This window comes from Citrobacter sp. RHBSTW-00671 (genome assembly GCF_014103415.1).
GTDB lineage: Bacteria > Pseudomonadota > Gammaproteobacteria > Enterobacterales > Enterobacteriaceae > Citrobacter.
In genome coordinates, this window is sequence record NZ_JABXPR010000003.1 from 42084 (window position 1) to 61083 (window position 19000).

At 53.9% G+C, this 19000-nt stretch carries 20 protein-coding genes; 5 read left to right on the plus strand and 15 right to left on the minus strand.

Annotated features, from left to right (window positions below; genetic code table 11):
* Window positions 1–21 precede the first annotated feature (21 nt).
* The 3 genes from treC to nrdG all read left to right on the plus strand — a co-directional run bounded on the left by treC (window position 22) and on the right by nrdG (window position 4847).
* Window positions 22–1674: an alpha,alpha-phosphotrehalase gene (treC, locus tag HV261_RS25145; RefSeq protein ID WP_202039770.1), complete on the plus strand. Its 1653-nt coding sequence runs from the start codon at window positions 22–24 to the stop codon at window positions 1672–1674.
* A 410-nt stretch (window positions 1675–2084) separates the two neighbouring features.
* A complete protein-coding gene (gene nrdD, locus HV261_RS25150) occupies window positions 2085–4223 on the plus strand; it encodes an anaerobic ribonucleoside-triphosphate reductase (protein WP_137383946.1) in 2139 nt (712 codons plus the stop codon).
* A 159-nt stretch (window positions 4224–4382) separates the two neighbouring features.
* Window positions 4383–4847 carry an anaerobic ribonucleoside-triphosphate reductase-activating protein gene (gene nrdG / locus HV261_RS25155; RefSeq protein ID WP_202039771.1) on the plus strand — a complete coding sequence of 155 codons (465 nt, stop codon included), beginning with the start codon at window positions 4383–4385 and terminating at the stop codon, window positions 4845–4847.
* 3 nt (window positions 4848–4850) lie between these two features.
* Here the strand turns inward: nrdG and HV261_RS25160 are convergent, their stop codons facing one another.
* The 13 genes from HV261_RS25160 to pmbA form a co-directional block, all read right to left on the minus strand.
* Window positions 4851–5135: a type II toxin-antitoxin system RelE family toxin gene (locus tag HV261_RS25160; RefSeq protein ID WP_137383948.1), complete on the minus strand. Its 285-nt coding sequence runs from the start codon at window positions 5133–5135 to the stop codon at window positions 4851–4853.
* Window positions 5125–5367 carry a type II toxin-antitoxin system RelB/DinJ family antitoxin gene (locus tag HV261_RS25165; RefSeq protein WP_137383949.1) on the minus strand — a complete coding sequence of 81 codons (243 nt, stop codon included), beginning with the start codon at window positions 5365–5367 and terminating at the stop codon, window positions 5125–5127. Before HV261_RS25165 ends, HV261_RS25160 begins: the two co-directional genes overlap by 11 nt.
* A 77-nt stretch (window positions 5368–5444) precedes the next feature.
* On the minus strand, window positions 5445–7358 hold the full coding sequence (locus tag HV261_RS25170; RefSeq protein WP_202039772.1) for a BglG family transcription antiterminator: 1914 nt from the start codon (window positions 7356–7358) through the stop codon (window positions 5445–5447).
* 21 nt (window positions 7359–7379) lie between these two features.
* On the minus strand, window positions 7380–8120 hold the full coding sequence (gene dagF, locus HV261_RS25175; protein WP_202039773.1) for a 2-dehydro-3-deoxy-phosphogluconate aldolase: 741 nt from the start codon (window positions 8118–8120) through the stop codon (window positions 7380–7382).
* The gene (locus tag HV261_RS25180) at window positions 8117–9235 is read right to left on the minus strand and encodes a DgaE family pyridoxal phosphate-dependent ammonia lyase (protein ID WP_202039774.1); all 1119 of its coding nucleotides are present in this window, start codon (window positions 9233–9235) and stop codon (window positions 8117–8119) included. Before HV261_RS25180 ends, dagF begins: the two co-directional genes overlap by 4 nt.
* Entirely contained in the window at window positions 9219–10352 is a 1134-nt protein-coding gene (locus HV261_RS25185) for an EF_0837/AHA_3915 family putative deacetylase (RefSeq protein ID WP_202039775.1), read from the minus strand. The genes HV261_RS25180 and HV261_RS25185 overlap by 17 nt, the downstream gene beginning before the upstream one ends.
* 58 nt (window positions 10353–10410) lie before the next feature.
* Entirely contained in the window at window positions 10411–11055 is a 645-nt protein-coding gene (locus HV261_RS25190) for an EF_0833/AHA_3914 family membrane protein (protein ID WP_003830379.1), read from the minus strand.
* Window positions 11056–11066: 11 nt separating this feature from the next.
* Window positions 11067–11843 carry a DUF4311 domain-containing protein gene (locus HV261_RS25195; RefSeq protein ID WP_043018215.1) on the minus strand — a complete coding sequence of 259 codons (777 nt, stop codon included), beginning with the start codon at window positions 11841–11843 and terminating at the stop codon, window positions 11067–11069.
* Between the two features lie 22 nt (window positions 11844–11865).
* Complete coding sequence (locus HV261_RS25200) at window positions 11866–12165, minus strand: DUF4312 family protein (RefSeq protein ID WP_003025762.1); 300 nt, start codon at window positions 12163–12165, stop codon at window positions 11866–11868.
* A 2-nt stretch (window positions 12166–12167) separates the two neighbouring features.
* Entirely contained in the window at window positions 12168–12530 is a 363-nt protein-coding gene (locus tag HV261_RS25205) for an SFCGS family glycine-rich protein (protein WP_002437459.1), read from the minus strand.
* Window positions 12531–12540: 10 nt separating this feature from the next.
* Window positions 12541–12849 carry a glycine dehydrogenase gene (locus HV261_RS25210; protein ID WP_202039776.1) on the minus strand — a complete coding sequence of 103 codons (309 nt, stop codon included), beginning with the start codon at window positions 12847–12849 and terminating at the stop codon, window positions 12541–12543.
* A 345-nt stretch (window positions 12850–13194) separates the two neighbouring features.
* Window positions 13195–13581, minus strand: coding sequence for a cytochrome b562 (gene cybC / locus HV261_RS25215; RefSeq protein WP_005134218.1), 387 nt, complete (start codon window positions 13579–13581; stop codon window positions 13195–13197).
* An 80-nt stretch (window positions 13582–13661) separates the two neighbouring features.
* Window positions 13662–15014, minus strand: coding sequence for a metalloprotease PmbA (gene pmbA, locus HV261_RS25220; protein ID WP_202039777.1), 1353 nt, complete (start codon window positions 15012–15014; stop codon window positions 13662–13664).
* A gap of 95 nt (window positions 15015–15109) precedes the next feature.
* Here pmbA and yjgA point away from each other — a divergent pair, with 95 nt between their 5' ends.
* Window positions 15110–15661 (plus strand): ribosome biogenesis factor YjgA, encoded by a 552-nt coding sequence (gene yjgA, locus HV261_RS25225; RefSeq protein ID WP_202039778.1) that lies wholly within the window; start codon window positions 15110–15112, stop codon window positions 15659–15661.
* Window positions 15662–15698: 37 nt separating this feature from the next.
* Here the strand turns inward: yjgA and HV261_RS25230 are convergent, their stop codons facing one another.
* Window positions 15699–16223, minus strand: a complete 525-nt coding sequence (locus HV261_RS25230; RefSeq protein WP_202039779.1) for a GNAT family N-acetyltransferase — start codon at window positions 16221–16223, stop codon at window positions 15699–15701.
* Between the two features lie 143 nt (window positions 16224–16366).
* A complete protein-coding gene (gene mpl, locus HV261_RS25235; protein ID WP_202039780.1) occupies window positions 16367–17746 on the minus strand; it encodes a UDP-N-acetylmuramate:L-alanyl-gamma-D-glutamyl-meso-diaminopimelate ligase in 1380 nt (459 codons plus the stop codon).
* 175 nt (window positions 17747–17921) lie between these two features.
* Here mpl and fbp point away from each other — a divergent pair, with 175 nt between their 5' ends.
* Window positions 17922–18920 carry a class 1 fructose-bisphosphatase gene (gene fbp / locus HV261_RS25240; protein ID WP_199982346.1) on the plus strand — a complete coding sequence of 333 codons (999 nt, stop codon included), beginning with the start codon at window positions 17922–17924 and terminating at the stop codon, window positions 18918–18920.
* Window positions 18921–19000: the final 80 nt, after the last annotated feature.

The window sequence follows — 19000 nt, forward strand, 5'->3', positions numbered from 1 at the left end:
TCGTATCTCCAGGAAACAGCAATGAATATTCCACACTGGTGGCAAAACGGCGTTATCTATCAAATTTATCCCAAGAGTTTTCAGGACACCACCGGTAGCGGTACCGGTGATTTGCGCGGTGTAACACAGCGTCTCGACTACCTGCAAAAACTGGGGGTCGATGCTATCTGGCTGACGCCATTCTACATTTCACCGCAAGTTGATAACGGCTATGACGTCGCTAACTATATGTCCGTCGATCCGGCCTACGGTACGCTTGCAGACTTTGACGAACTGGTCGCGCAGGCGAAGGCACGTGGCATCCGCATTATTCTCGATATGGTGTTTAACCATACCTCAACCCAGCATGCCTGGTTTCGTGAAGCTCTGGATAAAAACAGCCCGTATCGTCAGTTTTATTTCTGGCGCGATGGCACGTCAGAGGCCAGCCCGAACAACTGGCGCTCCAAATTTGGCGGCAGCGCCTGGAGCTGGCACGCCGAAAGCGAGCAGTATTACCTGCACCTCTTTGCCCCGGAGCAGGCCGATCTGAACTGGGAAAACCCGGCGGTTCGCACTGAGCTGAAAAAAGTGTGCGAGTTCTGGGCCGATCGCGGCGTGGACGGTCTGCGTCTCGACGTGGTGAATCTTATCTCTAAAGTTCAGGACTTCCCGAACGATCCAGACGGCGATGGACGCCGTTTTTATACCGACGGTCCACGCGCACATGAATTCTTGCGCGAGATGAACCGCGATGTCTTTACCCCACGCAATCTGATGACGGTGGGAGAAATGTCATCCACTACGCTGGAACATTGCCAGCAATACGCCGCCCAGGATGGTAGTGAGTTGTCGATGACCTTTAACTTCCACCATCTGAAAGTGGATTACCCCAATGGAGAGAAATGGACGTTAGCAAAACCCGACTATGTGGCGCTAAAAACCCTGTTCCGCCACTGGCAGCAAGGCATGCACAACGTCGCCTGGAACGCGCTGTTCTGGTGTAATCACGATCAGCCACGTATCGTTTCGCGCTTCGGCGATGAAGAGAAATACCGCGTTCCTGCCGCTAAAATGCTGGCCATGGTGCTGCACGGTATGCAGGGCACACCTTATATCTATCAGGGGGAAGAGATTGGCATGACCAACCCACACTTCCGCCAGATAACCGATTATCGCGACGTAGAAAGCCATAACATGTTCGCTGAGCTGAATGCGCAGGGACGCGATGCCGACGAATTACTGGCGATCCTCGCCAGCAAATCCCGTGATAACAGCCGCACGCCGATGCAATGGGATGCCAGCAAACACGCAGGCTTCACGCAGGGTGAGCCATGGATCAATCTGTGCAACAACGCAGCGGATATCAATGTCGCAGCGGCGCTGAATGATGACGACTCTGTGTTCTATACCTATCAGAAGTTGATTGCATTGCGTAAAGCGGAGCCGGTTCTCACCTGGGGTAACTACCAGGATCTGCTACCTGACAGCCCGCACATGTGGTGTTATCAGCGCGAGTGGCAAGGGCAACGGCTTCTGGTCATTGCCAACCTGAGCAACACCTTCCAGCCCTGGCAACCCGCTGACACCCAGGGAAACTGGCAGGTGATGATGCACAACTATGCCGAGGTCGCCAGTCAGCCAGGCGATATGACATTACGTCCTTTTGAAGCCATCTGGTGGCTGCAAAAATAGCTTGCAATTGGCTTTGAGCCCGGTACGTATGGCGCTACCGGGCTTCACCGAAGATGTCTGCCTTACCTTCCTGTTTTTGTTGAATAATTAATCAGATTTTTCTTGCCACAATTTACAATCGGCTACAGTGCCCGTCATCTGTACGCTCCAGTTTTTACTTTGCGCTACATCAAATAAATCGTAAACATCCTTGATGCAAATCACTACATATAGAACTTAAAATGCACGCCGACCCAATATGTTGTATTAATCGACTACAATTGCTACAACGACATTTCCCCCGGTTAGCGGTGGAATTGTGGATAAAGTGGGTCGGGATTGCGGGAAGTCATTGGCCTGATAGATGAATAGCCCCATGGCTGCTTCCCCAACCTCTGTGGATAACCTGTTCTTATAAATATGGAGTGATCATGACACCGCATGTGATGAAACGAGATGGCTGTAAAGTGCCGTTTAAATCAGAGCGCATCAAAGAAGCCATTCTGCGTGCAGCTAAAGCAGCGGGAGTCGATGACGCAGATTACTGTGCCACCGTCGCAGAAGTCGTTAGCAGTCAGATGAATGAGCGCAGCCAGGTCGATATCAACGAGATCCAGACCGCGGTAGAAAACCAACTGATGTCTGGTCCGTACAAACAACTCGCCCGTGCGTACATCGAATATCGCCACGACCGTGATATACAGCGTGAAAAACGTGGCCGTCTGAACCAGGAAATTCGTGGTCTGGTTGAGCAAACCAACTCTGCTCTGCTGAATGAAAATGCCAACAAAGACAGCAAAGTGATCCCGACCCAGCGTGACCTGCTGGCGGGTATCGTCGCCAAACATTATGCGCGCCAGCACCTGCTGCCGCGTGATGTCGTCCAGGCACATGAACGTGGTGATATTCACTATCACGACCTCGACTATTCTCCGTTCTTCCCGATGTTTAACTGCATGCTGATCGACCTGAAAGGTATGCTGACACAGGGCTTTAAGATGGGTAACGCGGAGATTGAGCCGCCAAAATCCATCTCGACCGCGACCGCCGTCACTGCACAAATCATTGCGCAGGTTGCCAGCCATATTTATGGCGGCACCACCATCAACCGTATTGATGAAGTCCTCGCGCCATTCGTGACCGAGAGCTTTAATAAACACCGTAAAACCGCTGAAGAATGGCAGATCCCGGACGCTGACGGTTATGCACATTCCCGTACCGAGAAAGAGTGCTATGACGCATTCCAGTCCCTTGAGTATGAAGTGAATACCCTGCATACCGCTAATGGTCAGACGCCATTCGTCACCTTTGGTTTTGGCCTGGGAACCAGCTGGGAATCCCGTTTGATCCAGCAATCCATTCTGCGTAACCGCATCGCGGGACTGGGTAAAAACCGTAAAACGGCCGTCTTCCCGAAACTGGTATTCGCGATTCGTGACGGTCTGAATCACAAGTTTGGCGATCCGAACTACGATATCAAACAGCTGGCGCTGGAATGTGCAAGCAAGCGTATGTACCCGGATATCCTGAACTACGATCAGGTAGTGAAAGTCACCGGTTCGTTCAAAACCCCAATGGGCTGCCGTAGCTTCCTCGGTGTATGGGAAAACGAGAACGGCGAACAGGTTCACGACGGACGTAACAACCTTGGCGTTATTAGCCTGAACCTGCCACGCATCGCGCTGGAAGCCCATGGTGACGAAGCCACCTTCTGGAAACTGCTCGACGACCGTCTGATTCTGGCACGTAAAGCGCTGATGACCCGCATTGCGCGTCTGGAAGGCGTGAAGGCCCGCGTTGCACCGATCCTGTATATGGAAGGTGCCTGCGGTGTTCGCCTGAAAGCGGACGATGATGTGTCTGAAATCTTTAAAAATGGACGCGCATCCATCTCTCTGGGTTACATCGGCATTCACGAGACCATCAACGCGCTGTTTGGTGATAAGCACCTGTACGACAGCGAAGAGCTGCGCGCCAAAGGTATCGCCATTGTCGAACGTCTGCGTCAGGCTGTTGATCAGTGGAAAGACGAGACCGGCTACGGTTTCAGCCTGTACAGCACACCCAGTGAAAACCTGTGTGACCGTTTCTGCCGTCTCGATACCGCCGAGTTTGGTGTAGTGCCAGGCGTAACCGACAAAGGCTACTACACCAACAGCTTCCACCTTGATGTAGAGAAGAAGGTAAACCCGTACGACAAAATCGATTTCGAAGCGCCGTACCCGCCGCTGGCAAGCGGAGGCTTCATTTGCTACGGCGAGTACCCGAATATTCAGCACAACCTGAAAGCGCTGGAAGACGTGTGGGATTACAGCTACCAGCACGTGCCGTATTACGGGACCAACACGCCAATCGATGAGTGCTACGAATGTGGCTTTACCGGTGAGTTCGAATGCACCAGCAAAGGCTTCACCTGCCCGAAATGTGGTAACCACGACGCCGCACGCGTATCGGTAACCCGTCGCGTATGCGGTTACTTAGGCAGCCCGGACGCTCGTCCGTTTAACGCCGGTAAGCAGGAAGAAGTGAAGCGCCGCGTTAAGCATTTAGGTAACGGGCAGATAGGTTAATTTCGACAGTATTATTGCCCGGCAATGCGACGCTTTTCGCAAAGCAATTGGCGCCAGGACAAGGCGGCAAGCAAGCGAATCCCGGGGAGCTTACATTAGTAAGTGACCCGGGCGAGCGAGCGCAGCCAACGCAGTAATGACGTCAATTGAGACGCGAAAATGCAATACCATCAATATTACCCCGTCGATATCGTTAACGGCCCCGGCACCCGCTGCACCCTGTTTGTCTCCGGGTGCGTACACGAATGTCCGGGCTGCTATAACAAAAGCACATGGCGGTTAAACTCCGGTCTGCCATTCACCAAAGAGATGGAAGACAAGATCGTTGCCGATCTTAACGACACGCGTATTCACCGTCAGGGTATTTCGCTGTCCGGCGGCGATCCCCTGCATCCGCAAAACGTGCCGGATATCCTGCAACTGGTACAGCGTATTCGCGCTGAGTGTCCGGGGAAAGACATCTGGGTGTGGACCGGTTACAAGCTCGATGAACTCAACGCCGCGCAAATGCAGGTGGTGGATCTCATCAACGTGCTGGTCGATGGCAAATTTGTGCAGGATCTTAAAGACCCGGCGCTGATCTGGCGCGGTAGCAGCAACCAGGTTGTACATCATTTGCGTTAATCGCTAAAGCCGTTTGTTTGCATCGTGATAAACGGCTGAATGTTCTCGCTTGCCGACCGCGACAACAAACACGATCACAACCTCATCCCGAACCTGGTACACCAGACGATAGCCGGACGACTTAAGCTTAATTTTATAGCAATCTGGAAGAGCGTTTAAACGGGCAGAGTCAATTCTGGGGTTCAACAACACGTCGGCCAACTTCTTCTTAAACTGAGCCTTCACCGTATCACCCAGTTTATGCCACTCTTTTAAGGCTCTCGGGTCGAATTCCAGTTCATAAGTCATCCAGACTAACCTTGATTCCCTTTTGCGGGCTGGCCAGCCTCTCCCGGACTGTCTGAATCAGTGCATCTTCACTGTCGCTAACGGTAACGGTTTTCACTGGCATTCGCCCCGTTTCCGCGACGTACTGAAACAGTAATCGCACGGCTTCCGTTGGCGTAATGTTCAGTTTTTCCAGCACGGCATAAGCCTCATTTTTGAGTTTTTCATCCAGACGGACGTTCAGCGTGGCCATTATGCCTCCAGTAGAATCGAATGTGTAATGCAGTTTAGCATTACATTCACATTACATCGAATTCTGGAAAACGCCTCTCAAAAACGGCTCACACACTCCATGGCAACCGTTTTGAACTCGGCAAAATTCTGACATGCGCAGAGCCGCGCCATGGCGCGCTCACGCAGGAAGGTGACGAAAATATCGTAAATGGCCATCGCTTCTTCGTATTCGCTTTTGCTAATGGCGAGCAAGAAAATCACGTGTGCCGTTTCATCGCCCCAGGCAATACCCTGCGGGGCGAGGATGGTGTAGACCACCGTTTTCTTTGCCAGCAGACCGAGGGCGTGCGGCAGGGCAATGCTGTCACCCAACATCGTGCTAACAATGGCCTCACGTTCCACAACCGAATCAAGAAACTCCGCGTCGACAAAACCTTCATCCTGCAACTGGTGGCATAACGTTTTGAACAGCGTTTGCTGATCCATGGTGCCGTCGATAACACGAAAGTGGGCGGCATCGAAAAACTTGTTCAGCATCCACGGACGGGTTCGGTCCACCAGCACCAGTTTCCCGATCTGCTCCAGTTGATAGTCAGTAGGAAACGGCGCAATCATCACTACGGGCTTGTCTTTTTCACCGATCCGCGCGGTAGAAATAACGAAGTCTTCGCTGATGCTGTCCCGCTGTTCGTAGTCGCGTAGCGTCACGGTGCCCACAATATCAATCTGCGGATATTTTCGCGCCAGCACCGCTTCAATCATCCGCACCATCGCATTTCCCGCATCACAGACCAACAGCACACGCGGTTGACGCTGGTAACCGATGTTGTAACTACGTTCCAGTCCAACGCCAATATGCAGAACCAGAAAGCCGATCTCATTTTCACTGATGGTATACGGCGTGTATTTCCCCCAACCTGACACGGCGGCCAGCGTCATATCCCATGCCATCGGGTAGTGCTGTTTAATATTTTCCAGCAACGGATTAGGGATCATGATCTGGTAGCGAACCCGGGTGATCATCGTCTTAATATGTGTCAGCAGATCGGCATGCAACTGCTGGTCATTCAGCAGGTTGTAGTTGTACTGGGTGTTGATAAAACGCAGGATGTAATTGACCAGCGCTTCGTCATCATCGGCATTGATGGCGCTGGGCGCAATCTCCTGTACCTGACGGGCGGCAATGTGTACCTGAAGCCAGTTTTCTTCATACACGGAAAGCGGCTTGTCTGCCAGTTGGTGCAAAATCCCCGCAATCTCTCTTGCCGCCAGGCACACCGCCTGTTCAGTTTCTTCAGCGGCAAACTCAGGCAGTGGATACCCTTCGCTAATCCGCCGGATAGCCACCGCACAGTACAAGCGCAGAAACAGCTCGCCCTCATCGGTCAGACGAATATGAAAACGAGCAAAAATATCCTGTAAAACCGGCTGTAGTTGCTCAGGTATCCCAGCATTAAGCGCCTCTTGCGTCACTAACGGATGCTGCGGGTCCTGCTGCGCCAGCGTCCATAGCAGATCGGTCAAACAGGCGCGGATCGCCATCTCGCTGCCGAACAGCTTCATGCCGTGACGGGGACGCGTTTCCAGCGTCAGATGATAACGTTGCAGGTGTTCACGGACTTCGGCCATATCATTTTGCAGCGTCGCACGACTGATAAACCATTCATCAGCTAAATCTTCAAGCTTCAGCGAAAAGGCCGACGTCAGAAAACGCACCACCAGCCAGTGTATCCGTTCCTGGCTGGTCCGCGGGATACGCAGCAACGTATTGGGCTGCTGCGTTTGCAGGGTGTGAAAGCTTGCCGGGTCGTCAATTTTAAGCTGGTAACCGCTGCCCCTGCTGAGAACAAACTGGGCACCATACTGAGTAAGCAGCGCGTTTAGCGCCGTAATATCCGCACGTACGGTGCGTGTAGAAACCGACAACCGCTGCGCCAGCTCATCCTGCGGGAGCGCCTCGTTTTGCAGCATGTCAAACAGCTGTGCTAAACGTTGGTTGGGGAATCGCACGTCAGTTTCCTCATCTGTCAGTTAGCCTACGCAGGCCCGGGTCATCGCCATCAGCTGGCGTACGTCGTCCGGACGAGTGTTACCACTCACCTTATCAATAATCGAACTATAGATGTGAGGAATGATTTTACTCACTCCGGCATCGAGGGCAATTTGCAGGATTTCAGTGAAATTATCCAGATCGATACCGCCGGTTGGCTCCAGCCAGAAGTCATGACGGGCGCAGGCCTGCGCGACCGCGATGTATTCGTCACGGCATTTCAGACCGCCCATCGGAAAGTACTTAATTGAGCTACCGCCCATATCTTTGAGCAGAGCAATCGCGGTTTCAACCGGCACAATGCCGTCCGGCGTCTGGCTGCTTAGCGGACCGGTGGAAATTTTCACCCTGCCAGGCGTCCCCGTTGGCGAGACCAGACCGTTGACCACCGTATCCTGCTGACCAAGCAGCGCACGGCTGGTTGCCACGCCGGTGAGCACCTGATTAACATGCTGAGGCTGCACCTGGCGGGAAATTTCACTGACCATCGCCGACTGGTTCGGATCGCCCGCCCCCAGCCCCACAGACAGTGCATTGTCAATAAGCGCCGCGTATTCACGCATATCCGCAACCGCGCTTGCGACGTTGGGGTAATTTTTTGACAGCACGCCAACCAGCACATGGCCTTCCGCCGCCGCATAAATATCCCGGGCGTTCTGTTTGGAGCCTGCCAGCACGTTCAGACAGACGCGATCGCGGTAAAAATTAGGGGTTAATTTCATGCTTTTTTCTCCTGCGAAATCACTTCAGCAATCCGGCGAGCCACAATCTCCAGTTGCGCGCGATCGACGCTGCGCACATCCGCCTCGATGATGCCTTCATTGGCTTTGTAACCACGGAAGTAAATCGCATACTCCCCCTGTTTCAGCGCCTCGACCAGTTCGCCCGTAGCGATACCGGTTACCGCTTCATCAAACTTAATTTCTGCGCGTGCAATGTCGCGTCCCGCACCGTCCCACACGACACGAGCGCTCACGCCATTCAGGGCATTCAACGCCGCTATAAACGGCGTCATTTTTTCTACCATCTCCGCACCGCTCTCTTTCTGCGCGCTTAGATACAGTTCGATAGCACAGGTCAAACCGAGGATGCCTTCTTTGCCGACCTTCATTGCCCGGCCAATGCCCGCCGTCTGGCGCTTGACCCATTCAACATACTGCGTTTTGCCAATCACCAGACCGCTGGTTGGCCCTTCAATCGCCTTCGCACCGCTGTAAATGACCAGGTCCGCGCCGACACGGTAGTAACATTGCAAATCCTCTTCCGCCGCCGCATCGACGATCAACGGTAGGTTATGCGTGCGAGCGACCACCGCAGCCTGCTCCACGCTGAGCATGCTTTTCTGTACACAGTGGTGCGATTTGATATACAGAATTGCCGCCGTGCGCGGTGTAATAGCCGCAGCCAACTGCGCCGCCGAACATTCGTTGGCATAGCCTGCTTCCACTAACTTACCGCCGCCGAGCGCCACCATCGCGCCAACCGGGGCGCCGAAGTTAACGTTGTGGCCTTTGGGTAGCACGATTTCGTTGTTATCGACAGGCGTCACGTGCAGGTTTTCCAATAGCCAGTCACTGTCTTTCACCAGCACCGCCGCCACCGACTGGGCAATCCCTGCCGAGGCACAGGAAACAACGGTTGCTCCTTCCACATCCAGTAACTTCGCAATGTACTCACCTGTCTTATTGACCAGATCTTTCATTTCGAAGTATTGATTCATCCCCGCCATCGCAGCCTGAACCACTTCCGGTCGTGGCGTGGAGACACCCAGTGCCGTCATGCGACCGGATGTATTAATCACCTGTTTTAAATGGTACTTCTCAAAAATTGAAGGCATGTTCCGCGCTCCCTTGTTCGGTCATATAGCCCTTACCCGCACGTATTGCGGCAAGCGGCACCAGCAGTTGTTCAGCCTGCAGGCTGTCGTTTTCGGCATCTACCAGCACGCCAGGCTGGCGTTTCAGCGCAAAGAGGGTCAGATCGGCATCCAGCCCCACCAGCAGTCGGCCCTTGTTTTTCAGACGCAGACCATCGGCCGCATTAGCGGTTACGCATTCAATAACTTGTGGCAGTGACATGCCGATAGCGAGAAACTTCGACATCACATTCGCCAGGGAATGCACCGGGCCACTGATGCGGTTGCGGCAGTAAATATCGGAACTGATGGTGTGCGGCAGAATACCCAGTTCGATAGCGCGTTTCGCCACCGCAAAGCTGAGGCTGGCTGTACCGTGCCCAACGTCCAGACGAACCCCGCGCGAAATCGCCCGTGTCACCGACGCACGCAGCTCACCTTCCGGTGTCAGAATGCGGTTTGGCTTGCCGTTGTAGCAGTGGGTGATGATGTCGCCCGCCATCAGGCGTTCGGCAATCTCATCCAGATCCGGGGGGTTGTTGCCGATGTGCACCATCAGCGGCAGGTCACCGTTCTGCGCCTGCATCGCTTTGGCGCGCTCCAGCGGCGTGATGCCGTTTTCACCGACTACGCTGCTGCTCATACGCGCTTTCAGGCCGACGATAAAATCAGGGTGGCGCTTCACCGCCTGTTGCACCGCATCGGCGTCGATATTGGCCATGTTAGCCAGCTCGTTCTGGGCAATAAGCCCAACGCGGGAGATATTCAGCAGCGCATACACCTCGGTGGCGGCATCGCGCGTCAGGGTGTAAAAATCGTCGATGTCATCCGCCCCGGTACTGCCCGCATCGACCACCGTGGTGACGCCGGTGGCAATGCCGACGCTGTCGGGTTGGTCATGATAAATCGGGGATTTGGGATAACAGTGGACGTGGGAATCAATCCAGCCTGCGCTGACGTAGCACTCGCCGCGTAAGTCGATGATGTTTGCCGCCGGGCTATCAATGTCGCCCAGCGCCGCGATTTTGCCGTCCTTGAGCGCAATATCACTCACCGTATCGTGAACCAGACGCGCATGGCGCAGGAGTAAATCAAACATTGCTCTCTCCTTTGCCGGATGGCGGCGTAACCGCCTTATCCGGCCTGCAAATCAACAGTTAGCTAATGGCAATCGGGAAGATGGAACCGAGGATCATCGCGCCGAGGATCGCACCGCCGGTGATTGGTTTCTGCCACAGGTAAAACAGCAGTGCGCCCGCCAGAGAGCCGATCCCGATAGGAATAGAGGCCGTCATGGCACTGAGGATAATCAACGGCCCAAGGAAGCGGCCGGAGGCGTTGCCGGCCCCCATCATCACGTCAGCCCCGTAGGTCGAGTCGCTCTGGTTGATGGTGAACTTACGCGCCAGAATGATGATGTAGCCAATCGCCAGACCAATCACCAGACCAGTGACCAGTGAGGCGGCAAAATTGGCGACCGGGAAAATAATGCCCGCGCCCAGCAATAGCGCCGGAACGCCTAGCCCAACACCGGTCTGAATCGCCCCGCCAATGTCCAAAATCCCCACCAACGAACCTTCAATGATGCGGGCAAACAGGAAACTTGCGCCAAATGCCGCTACCGCGCCGTAGGAGCCGGTATCCATTCCCGCTTTAAGCATCGCCACAAACGCCACTTCGTTGAATGCACCAATGCCATACAGGTAGTACATGTGCGTTCCGGCAAAGACGCCGGAAGAGAGCAGGCCAACGAAGATCGGGAACGACCAGTCGGCAAACCAAAAACCTTTATTTTGTTCCATGATGGCCTCCGTTATTTGCCGCTGAGCGAGTTGTGGATCAGTTCCAGCCAGTTAGGCACGGTCAGATGGAAGGATTCGATCATCTTCATATCGAAGCCGCGGAAGAAGCCGCTCAGGACGAACAGCGCGACGATAGCCACCATCATCACTTTGGTGACGTGGTTCCAGCCGCTCTCTTCAACACCTTTACCAATCAGAATACCGAGGACCAAACCCGGAACGGCGTTACCCATAATCAGCTGTGCTGCACCACCGAAAACGGTCGCCCAGAAGCCAGATTTTTTACCGGCATCGATCGCCGCCAGCCAGAAGATCACCGGCATTACCGTGTTGACCAACAGGTTGGCTGCAGGAACCAGCACCTTAACGGCGGTAACCTGCAATGCTTCGGGTACGGATGATGCGGTAAGGTTCAGGAACGTCACGACAATCATCCCGATAACGCCACAAGCAATCGCCATGCGTTTAGGATCGTGCAGCGTTTCACCGACGTTGCGATTTTTAATCATCAGCGCGGCGGCCCCCCAGTTGGGGATGATGCGGTGGTCAACGTCTTGCGTGAACGCCCCTGCCGCAACGGAAGAAGCCCAGGCGTTAAAGAAGAAGCCCAGGCCGAACGAGAAGTGAGACGCCGGATCCCCTTCGCAGGAATTCAGTTCTCCCAGAGTACGAAACGCGCCCATCCCTTGCGTGGTAGGCGCATGAAACATGCGTGCAGCCCCAGCGCCGACACCGACGCCAACCAGGCCACCGATGATGAGCGATTTTATTAATATTATCAGGAACATAATTATGCCTTTTAATAGAGAATCAGCGTTGCGTAACGAAATCCACCTTGTCGAGATTGATGGCAGTCACGTTGACGGTCACGTCCAGCTCCACGCTGAAAGTACGTCTTTCCCGGCGCAAAAAGAGGAATAAAAATGCCTCTTTACGCACCGATTCACGCGCTTGAACAACCTGCACATCCTGTGGCTCAATACGCAGTAAGATATGCGGCGACGCTTTCATCACCGCAGCCTGAACGTGGTTCAGGGCATCGGCAAAGGCGCGAGCTTTAGTCTCGCCCTTACCCGTGACTCTCACCGTGGTGGTGAATTGCTCTTTCATGCTTAAGCGCCGTGTTTCTTTTGCCACGCCTGCACCAGGCGCTCGCCGAGTTCTTCTTTGTCCATAAAGCCGAACCCCAGCACGTTGCACCCTTCGTTGATGGCGGTTACGCCCTCTTCAACCGAGCGCATGCCGTATTTCGCCTTGTAGCCGTATTTGGTCTGCGCGGTAATCGCCCCCGCACCACCGCTGCCGCAAAACGAGATGCCAAAGGTGGCATTTTCCGCTTTCATCACATCGCCCAGCTTCATATCAGCGGCAACGCCCGGTACCACAACCGCACGGCCACCCGCTTTCTCAACGCCTGCCGCCACTTTCTGGCCTTTACCCAGACGATCGCCAATCACTACGGTAATCTGTTCCATCTTTTGCTCCTTAAAGGTTGTCTTTCGCGACTTCGAAGTGCACCGACAGCAGCCAGGCCTCTTCCTCAGGAAGATTGCCAAACTCGGCGACGATGTCGCGGGCAAGCGCCATTGATTCGGCAGATATTTCATCAAATAAGCTGGCATCGACTTCAGGTAGCGGTTCACACGTGACCGAACGGTGCGCCATGGCGCGAACGTGCGATGTCAGCATCTGTTCCTGTACTGCGTTGGGAATAATGTGACGTTCGCGCAGCAAGGCATACACCTGCGCCAGCATGCGGTCGGCCAGTTCCACCGATTCCCCCATGTCATTCATTACAGCTCCGTTATTCACTCGTCTTACCCCACTAATGGCTCTGAGGGTAAAGTAGCGGTGGAGGTTAAAAGTTTGTAGCGAGTTGTTTTCCACTTCGAAGTGGAAAGGGATGCAGCGACAGTGATCTGTGCCGCAAAAAGGGCGGGATTGGTTATTTTCCCCTTAGATAACGTGATGGAGATCGCACGAGATAGCAGGGAAACCGCAAGCAGCAGGAAAAACGGGTTGGCGTTAAAAGTTAAATAATGTGATGGGGATAACGTTTACTTATGGGTGAGAGTGGTGCCGGAGGGCGACGCTTCCGCGTCTTATCCGGCCTACGGTTGCGCAGGCCGGATACATAAATTAACGATACTTCTTATGGTAAGCGTTGCGGGTGGTTTTTAGCTCTTCCGCTGCGGCTTTCGCCTCTGAGACTTTACCTTCATTCGCCAGTTTCAGCGCACCGTCGATCTGGCCGATCAGCGTGTCAAAACCGTGGCGGAAATCTTTCATCTCCGGGCTATCAGGGGATTTGCTTTCCAGCTTCGGTGGCGTTCCCTTTTGTGCATCCAGCGCAGCTGTACGCATTTTGGTTAACGCATCTTTTAGCTCGGTCGCGTTATCCGTTTTTTCAACGATCTTCAGGTTGTCGTTGAGGATCCCCATATCGTCTTCAAGATCGGCTGCAAAGGCAGAAGAACCAAGAACCAGCGTTGAAGCCGCGACGATCGCTAACAGGTGTTTACGCATTGCTCACTTCCTTTTTATTATTAAAAAATAACGCCGGATACCCTAAATCATTCGAGCTGCAGCTTGAAGTATGACGGGTATTACTGCCCGGCGATCTTCATCTCCGGCAACAGTACCGAACCACACTGTATATTGCTGCGGGTTTCAATATCATTACCGACGGTGACGATATTTCGCCACATATCTTTTAAGTTACCGGCGATGGTAATTTCGCTCACCGGGTACTGAATTTCGCCATTTTCAACCCAGAAGCCCGCCGCGCCGCGCGAGTAATCTCCGGTAATACCGCTCACGCCCTGCCCCATCAGCTCAGTCACCACCAGGCCAGTGCCCATCTCTTTGAGCAACTGCTCGAAGCTTAGCCCCTGCCCCGGAATTCGCCAGTTGTGAATTCCGCCAGCATGGCCGGTGCTCTTCAGCCCCAGCTTACGCGCAGAGTAGTTGGTCAGCAGCCACTGGGTCAGCACGCCATCTTTAATAATGTCACGGCGTTCCGTACGCACGCCTTCGCTGTCGAACGGCGAAGAAGCCAGTCCTTTGCGCAGGTGCGGATGTTCTTCAATAGTCAGCCATTCCGGCAGAATTTGTTTGCCCAGCGAGTCCAACAGGAAGGTCGATTTACGATATACCGAGCCACCCGCAATGGCGCCGACGAGGTGCCCAAACAGCCCGGTCGCCACTTCATTGGCGAAAATAACCGGTGCTTTCATGGTGGAGAGCTTACGCGGCGACAGGCGCGATAACGTGCGGCGCGCACAGTCAGCCCCCACCCATTCCGGCGTTTGCAGATCGCCCATCGCCCGGCCAATGGTGTAGGCATAATCGCGTTCCATATCGCCATTTTCTTCCGCGATCACGCAGCTGGAAAGAGAGTGACGCGTAGAGCAGTAGCCCTGCAACATGCCATGGCTGTTACCAAACACTTTGATGCCATAGTGGCTGTTAAAGCTGCCACCTTCGGTATTGGTGATGCGTTTGTCCGCCTGCAACGCTGCCTGTTCAGCGCGCGCCGCCAGTTCGATGGCTTCGTCAGGGGAGACTTCCGCCGGGTGGAACAAGTCTAAATCTGGCGCATCAAAGGCCAGCAGGTCTTTATCCGCCACGCCTGCGCACGGGTCCGGTGAAGTGTAACGGGCGATATCCAGCGCGGCCTGCACGGTGCGCGCTATCGCCTGTGGGCTTAAATCGGTGGACGATGCGCTGCCCTTACGGTTCTGGTGATAAACCGTAATCCCCAGCGCACCATCGCTATTGAATTCTACGTTCTCCACTTCACCATAACGGGTGCTGACGCTAATACCCGTGGTCTTGCTTACAGCGACTTCCGCGCCATCCGACTGACCTGACGCTAATTCCAGTGCTGTCGAGACCGCTTCTTCCAGAATCTTACGCTGCGCTTCAACTTGTGAGATTACTTTCATCGCAAATGCCATAATGTAGAGAGAGTTTCTCTGAAGTCTAACAGAGAACCGTTTTTCAGTGCGCATCTTAACTGGTAACATTAGCCTCTTTTTTTAAGGAGCCTGACATGACTAAGCAGCCCGAAGACTGGCTCGACGACGTTCCCGGTGATGACATCGATGACGAAGACGATGAAATTATCTGGGTCAGTAAAAGTGAAATAAAACGTGACGCCGAGGAGTTAAAACATCTGGGCGTGGAACTGGTAAAACTGGGGAAAAACGCGCTGGATAAAATCCCGCTCGATGCGGATTTACGTGCCGCCATTGAGCTGGCCCAGCGTATTAAGATGGAAGGACGCCGCCGCCAGCTGCAGCTGATTGGCAAAATGTTGCGCCAGCGCGACGTCGATCCCATCCGCCAGGCGCTGGACAAGCTGAAAAACCGCCACAACCAGCAAGTTGTTGTCTTCCATAAGCTGGAGCAACTGCGTGACCGTATGGTTGACGGTAGCGATGAAGCCATCGAAGAAGTGATGAACCTGTGGCCTGATGCCGACCGTCAGCAACTGCGTTCGCTGGTGCGTAACGCCAGGAAAGAAAAAGCGGGCAATAAACCGCCAAAATCTTCCCGCCAGATCTTCCAGTATCTGCGCGAACTGGCGGAAAACGAAGCGTAACTCCGCAAAGGATGCCCCATCTCTTGGGGCACCACCTTTACAACGCCATCACATGATGGCGCAAATCCTCATTAAAGCGCTGGTAGCGTTTTGCATCTATCGGGTGCGGATAGCTCAGCACAATCAGTTCATGGTCAGCGATCCCCTGATGATACGCCGGATGCGTATGCGCCCATTCATTCGCACAAAACCCCATCGACTCATAAAAGCGTAAACGTTTATTAGCGATATCCGTTGTTATCGGATCAATCTCCAGAATCGTCATCGGAGAACGGGTGAGAATGGTGTGTAACACCTTTTTGCCATAGCCTTGCGAACGTAGCGCGCCATCAATCGCCAGATGCTCGATATACGTATATTCGCCGAAATCCCAGCAACCGCTGAGCCCCACCAATGTCGTACCGTCAAGCCACGCTTCGAGCGCATAGTGCGGGTTACTTAACGCCAACTGCTTCGCTGGCATTTCCCGCTGCTCATGCCAGGGAAACGACTGCGCGTAAAGCGCATCCAACGGGAGAAAAAGTGCCGAGGTGGTAGACGTTATTTTTTCGCGAGTGAGCATAGTTAATACCGTTGTAGACAATCACGACCCTGCCAGAAAAACGTCATGCCTGTACCGCCAGGCGCGCAAAATAAAAAACCAGCCGCATAGCGGCTGGTCGCAGATGCACGCCAGAACAAAGACATCGCAAACCTGGCGTTATTTTACTCTTGCGCTTCTGCCTGAGCTTTCTTCGCCAGACCATCCAGCAGTTTTTGATGAATACCGCCAAAACCACCGTTGCTCATTACCAGGATATGATCGCCAGGCTGCGCGGTTTTCACTACCATATCCGCCAGCGCATCCACATCACCACTCCAGTGAGCTGGCTGGACGCAGGCTTCAGCGACTTCCGCTACCTGCCACGGAATATGCGGCGGTTGCAGCAGGAACACTTCGTCCGCACGGCCTAATGATGGCGCGAGATCGTCTTTGCACAGGCCCATTTTCATGGTGTTAGAGCGAGGTTCCAGCACCGCAATAATGCGCGCCGTGCCGCCCACTTTACCGCGCAGCGCCGCAAGCGTTGCCAGTATCGCGGTTGGGTGATGGGCAAAATCGTCATACACCGTCACGCCGTGCGCTTCGCCACGCAGTTCAAGACGACGGCGGGCGTTGATGAACGAGCCTAGTGCATTCGCCGCATCCGCTGGCAACACGCCCACGTGGCGGGCTGCCGCAATCGCCATCAGGCCATTGTGCATGTTGTGTTCGCCTACCAGACCCCACTTAACTTCACCCACTTTTTCACCGTCCAGCCACACTTCCCACTCGGAAGCATCGGTGGTTAGCTTTTTCGCCTGCCAGTGACCCTGCTCGCCCACCAGCTCCTGTTCGCTCCAGCAGCCCATCGCCATCGTCTGTTTCAGATTGATGTCGTTTTCCGGGTAGATGATGCGTCCCTGACCCGGCACGATGCGCACCAGGTGATGGAACTGCTTCTGAATCGCTTTCAGATCGTCAAAGATGTCCGCGTGATCGAACTCAAGGTTGTTGAGGATCAGGGTACGCGGGCAGTAATGCACAAATTTGGAACGCTTATCGAAGAAGGCGCAGTCGTACTCATCCGCTTCAATCACGAAAAAGTTGCTTTCGCCCAGACGCGCGGAAACCTCAAAGTTACCCGGCACGCCGCCGATTACGAAGCCCGGCTTATAACCACAGACTTCGAGGATCCAGGTTGCCATTCCAGCCGTAGTCGTTTTGCCGTGCGTTCCCGCCACCGCCAGTACCCAGCGGTCGCGCAACACAAAGTCATGCAGCCATTGCGGGCCAGACATGAAAGGAATGTTCTTCTCCAGCACCGCTTCCACGCAGGGATTACCACGGGTCATCGCATTGCCGATGATCACCAGGTCCGGCTGTGGGTCAAGCTGGCTGGCATCATAACCCTGAATAAGTTCAATGCCTTGCTTCTCAAGTAAGGTGCTCATCGGCGGATACACATTGGCGTCCGAACCCGTTACTTCATGACCGAGCGAGCGTGCCAGCATCGCCAGACCGCCCATGAAAGTGCCACAAATTCCCAAAATATGAATGCGCATACGTCACTATCCTTTTTTAATCTGGGGGCCATTTTACGCACATGTCTGGCAACTGAGAAACGCATTTCAGGATATTCCGTAGTTTGCTGGCGCGATTCACCTGAGCGCGATAGCTGAAATATTTGTTAATATTGTTGCGGTCGCTTTACTCCACATAAATTGCAGGGAAAGTGTTATGAAAACGTTAGGTGAATTTATTGTCGAAAAGCAGCACGAGTTTTCTCATGCTACCGGTGAACTCACTGCTTTGTTGTCGGCAATAAAGCTGGGCGCCAAGATCATCCACCGCGATATCAATAAGGCCGGTCTGGTCGATATCCTGGGTGCCAGCGGTGCAGAGAACGTACAGGGAGAGGTGCAACAAAAACTCGATCTGTTCGCAAACGAGAAACTGAAAGCTGCACTGAAGGCGCGCGACATCGTGGCGGGTATTGCCTCAGAAGAAGAAGATGAAATCGTCGTCTTTGAAGGCTGTGAACACGCAAAATACGTTGTGCTAATGGATCCACTGGATGGCTCATCCAACATCGATGTAAACGTCTCTGTCGGTACGATTTTCTCTATTTACCGCCGCGTAACCCCTGTCGGCACACCGGTCACGGAAGAGGATTTCCTGCAGCCGGGCAACAAACAGGTTGCTGCGGGTTACGTTGTTTATGGTTCATCCACCATGCTGGTGTACACCACCGGTTGCGGCGTACACGCCTTCACCTACGATCCTTCTCTGGGCGTATTTTGCCTCAGCCAGGAACGTATGCGCTTCCCGGCGAAAGGCAGCACGTACTCCATTAACGAAGGCAACTACATCAAATTCCCGAACGGCGTGAAGAAGTACATTAAATTCTGCCAGGAAGAAGATAAGTCAACCCAGCGCCCGTACACCTCGCGCTACATTGGCTCTCTGGTTGCGGACTTCCATCGCAATCTGCTGAAAGGTGGGATCTACCTGTACCCAAGCACCGCCAGCCACCCGGAAGGGAAACTGCGCCTGCTGTACGAATGCAACCCAATGGCCCTGCTGGCCGAGCAAGCAGGCGGCAAGGCGAGCGACGGTAAAAATCGTATTTTGGATATCATCCCAGAAAGCCTGCACCAGCGTCGCTCCTTCTTCGTCGGTAATGACCATATGGTCGACGATGTAGAGCGCTTTATCCGCGAGTTCCCGGACGCGTAAGCGCAACATCCCGGCCTATAACGCGTTATAGGCCGGATAAGCGAAGCGTCATCCGGCACGATGCGGTGATATTGCCGGAT

What these genes read in the sequence shown, in the direction of transcription:
- HV261_RS25195 (WP_043018215.1), bottom strand. Translation starts at nt 11,843, where the DNA reads ATGTTCCTGATAATATTAATAAAATCGCTCATCATCGGTGGCCTGGTT.
- HV261_RS25180 (WP_202039774.1), bottom strand. Translation starts at nt 9,235, where the DNA reads ATGCCTTCAATTTTTGAGAAGTACCATTTAAAACAGGTGATTAATACA.
- pmbA (WP_202039777.1), bottom strand. Translation starts at nt 15,014, where the DNA reads ATGGCATTTGCGATGAAAGTAATCTCACAAGTTGAAGCGCAGCGTAAG.
- HV261_RS25190 (WP_003830379.1), bottom strand. Translation starts at nt 11,055, where the DNA reads ATGGAACAAAATAAAGGTTTTTGGTTTGCCGACTGGTCGTTCCCGATC.
- HV261_RS25165 (WP_137383949.1), bottom strand. Translation starts at nt 5,367, where the DNA reads ATGGCCACGCTGAACGTCCGTCTGGATGAAAAACTCAAAAATGAGGCT.
- HV261_RS25205 (WP_002437459.1), bottom strand. Translation starts at nt 12,530, where the DNA reads ATGGAACAGATTACCGTAGTGATTGGCGATCGTCTGGGTAAAGGCCAG.
- yjgA (WP_202039778.1), top strand. Translation starts at nt 15,110, where the DNA reads ATGACTAAGCAGCCCGAAGACTGGCTCGACGACGTTCCCGGTGATGAC.
- nrdD (WP_137383946.1), top strand. Translation starts at nt 2,085, where the DNA reads ATGACACCGCATGTGATGAAACGAGATGGCTGTAAAGTGCCGTTTAAA.
- HV261_RS25160 (WP_137383948.1), bottom strand. Translation starts at nt 5,135, where the DNA reads ATGACTTATGAACTGGAATTCGACCCGAGAGCCTTAAAAGAGTGGCAT.
- HV261_RS25185 (WP_202039775.1), bottom strand. Translation starts at nt 10,352, where the DNA reads ATGTTTGATTTACTCCTGCGCCATGCGCGTCTGGTTCACGATACGGTG.
- cybC (WP_005134218.1), bottom strand. Translation starts at nt 13,581, where the DNA reads ATGCGTAAACACCTGTTAGCGATCGTCGCGGCTTCAACGCTGGTTCTT.
- mpl (WP_202039780.1), bottom strand. Translation starts at nt 17,746, where the DNA reads ATGCGCATTCATATTTTGGGAATTTGTGGCACTTTCATGGGCGGTCTG.
- fbp (WP_199982346.1), top strand. Translation starts at nt 17,922, where the DNA reads ATGAAAACGTTAGGTGAATTTATTGTCGAAAAGCAGCACGAGTTTTCT.
- dagF (WP_202039773.1), bottom strand. Translation starts at nt 8,120, where the DNA reads ATGAAATTAACCCCTAATTTTTACCGCGATCGCGTCTGTCTGAACGTG.
- HV261_RS25200 (WP_003025762.1), bottom strand. Translation starts at nt 12,165, where the DNA reads ATGAAAGAGCAATTCACCACCACGGTGAGAGTCACGGGTAAGGGCGAG.
- nrdG (WP_202039771.1), top strand. Translation starts at nt 4,383, where the DNA reads ATGCAATACCATCAATATTACCCCGTCGATATCGTTAACGGCCCCGGC.
- HV261_RS25230 (WP_202039779.1), bottom strand. Translation starts at nt 16,223, where the DNA reads ATGCTCACTCGCGAAAAAATAACGTCTACCACCTCGGCACTTTTTCTC.
- HV261_RS25210 (WP_202039776.1), bottom strand. Translation starts at nt 12,849, where the DNA reads ATGAATGACATGGGGGAATCGGTGGAACTGGCCGACCGCATGCTGGCG.
- treC (WP_202039770.1), top strand. Translation starts at nt 22, where the DNA reads ATGAATATTCCACACTGGTGGCAAAACGGCGTTATCTATCAAATTTAT.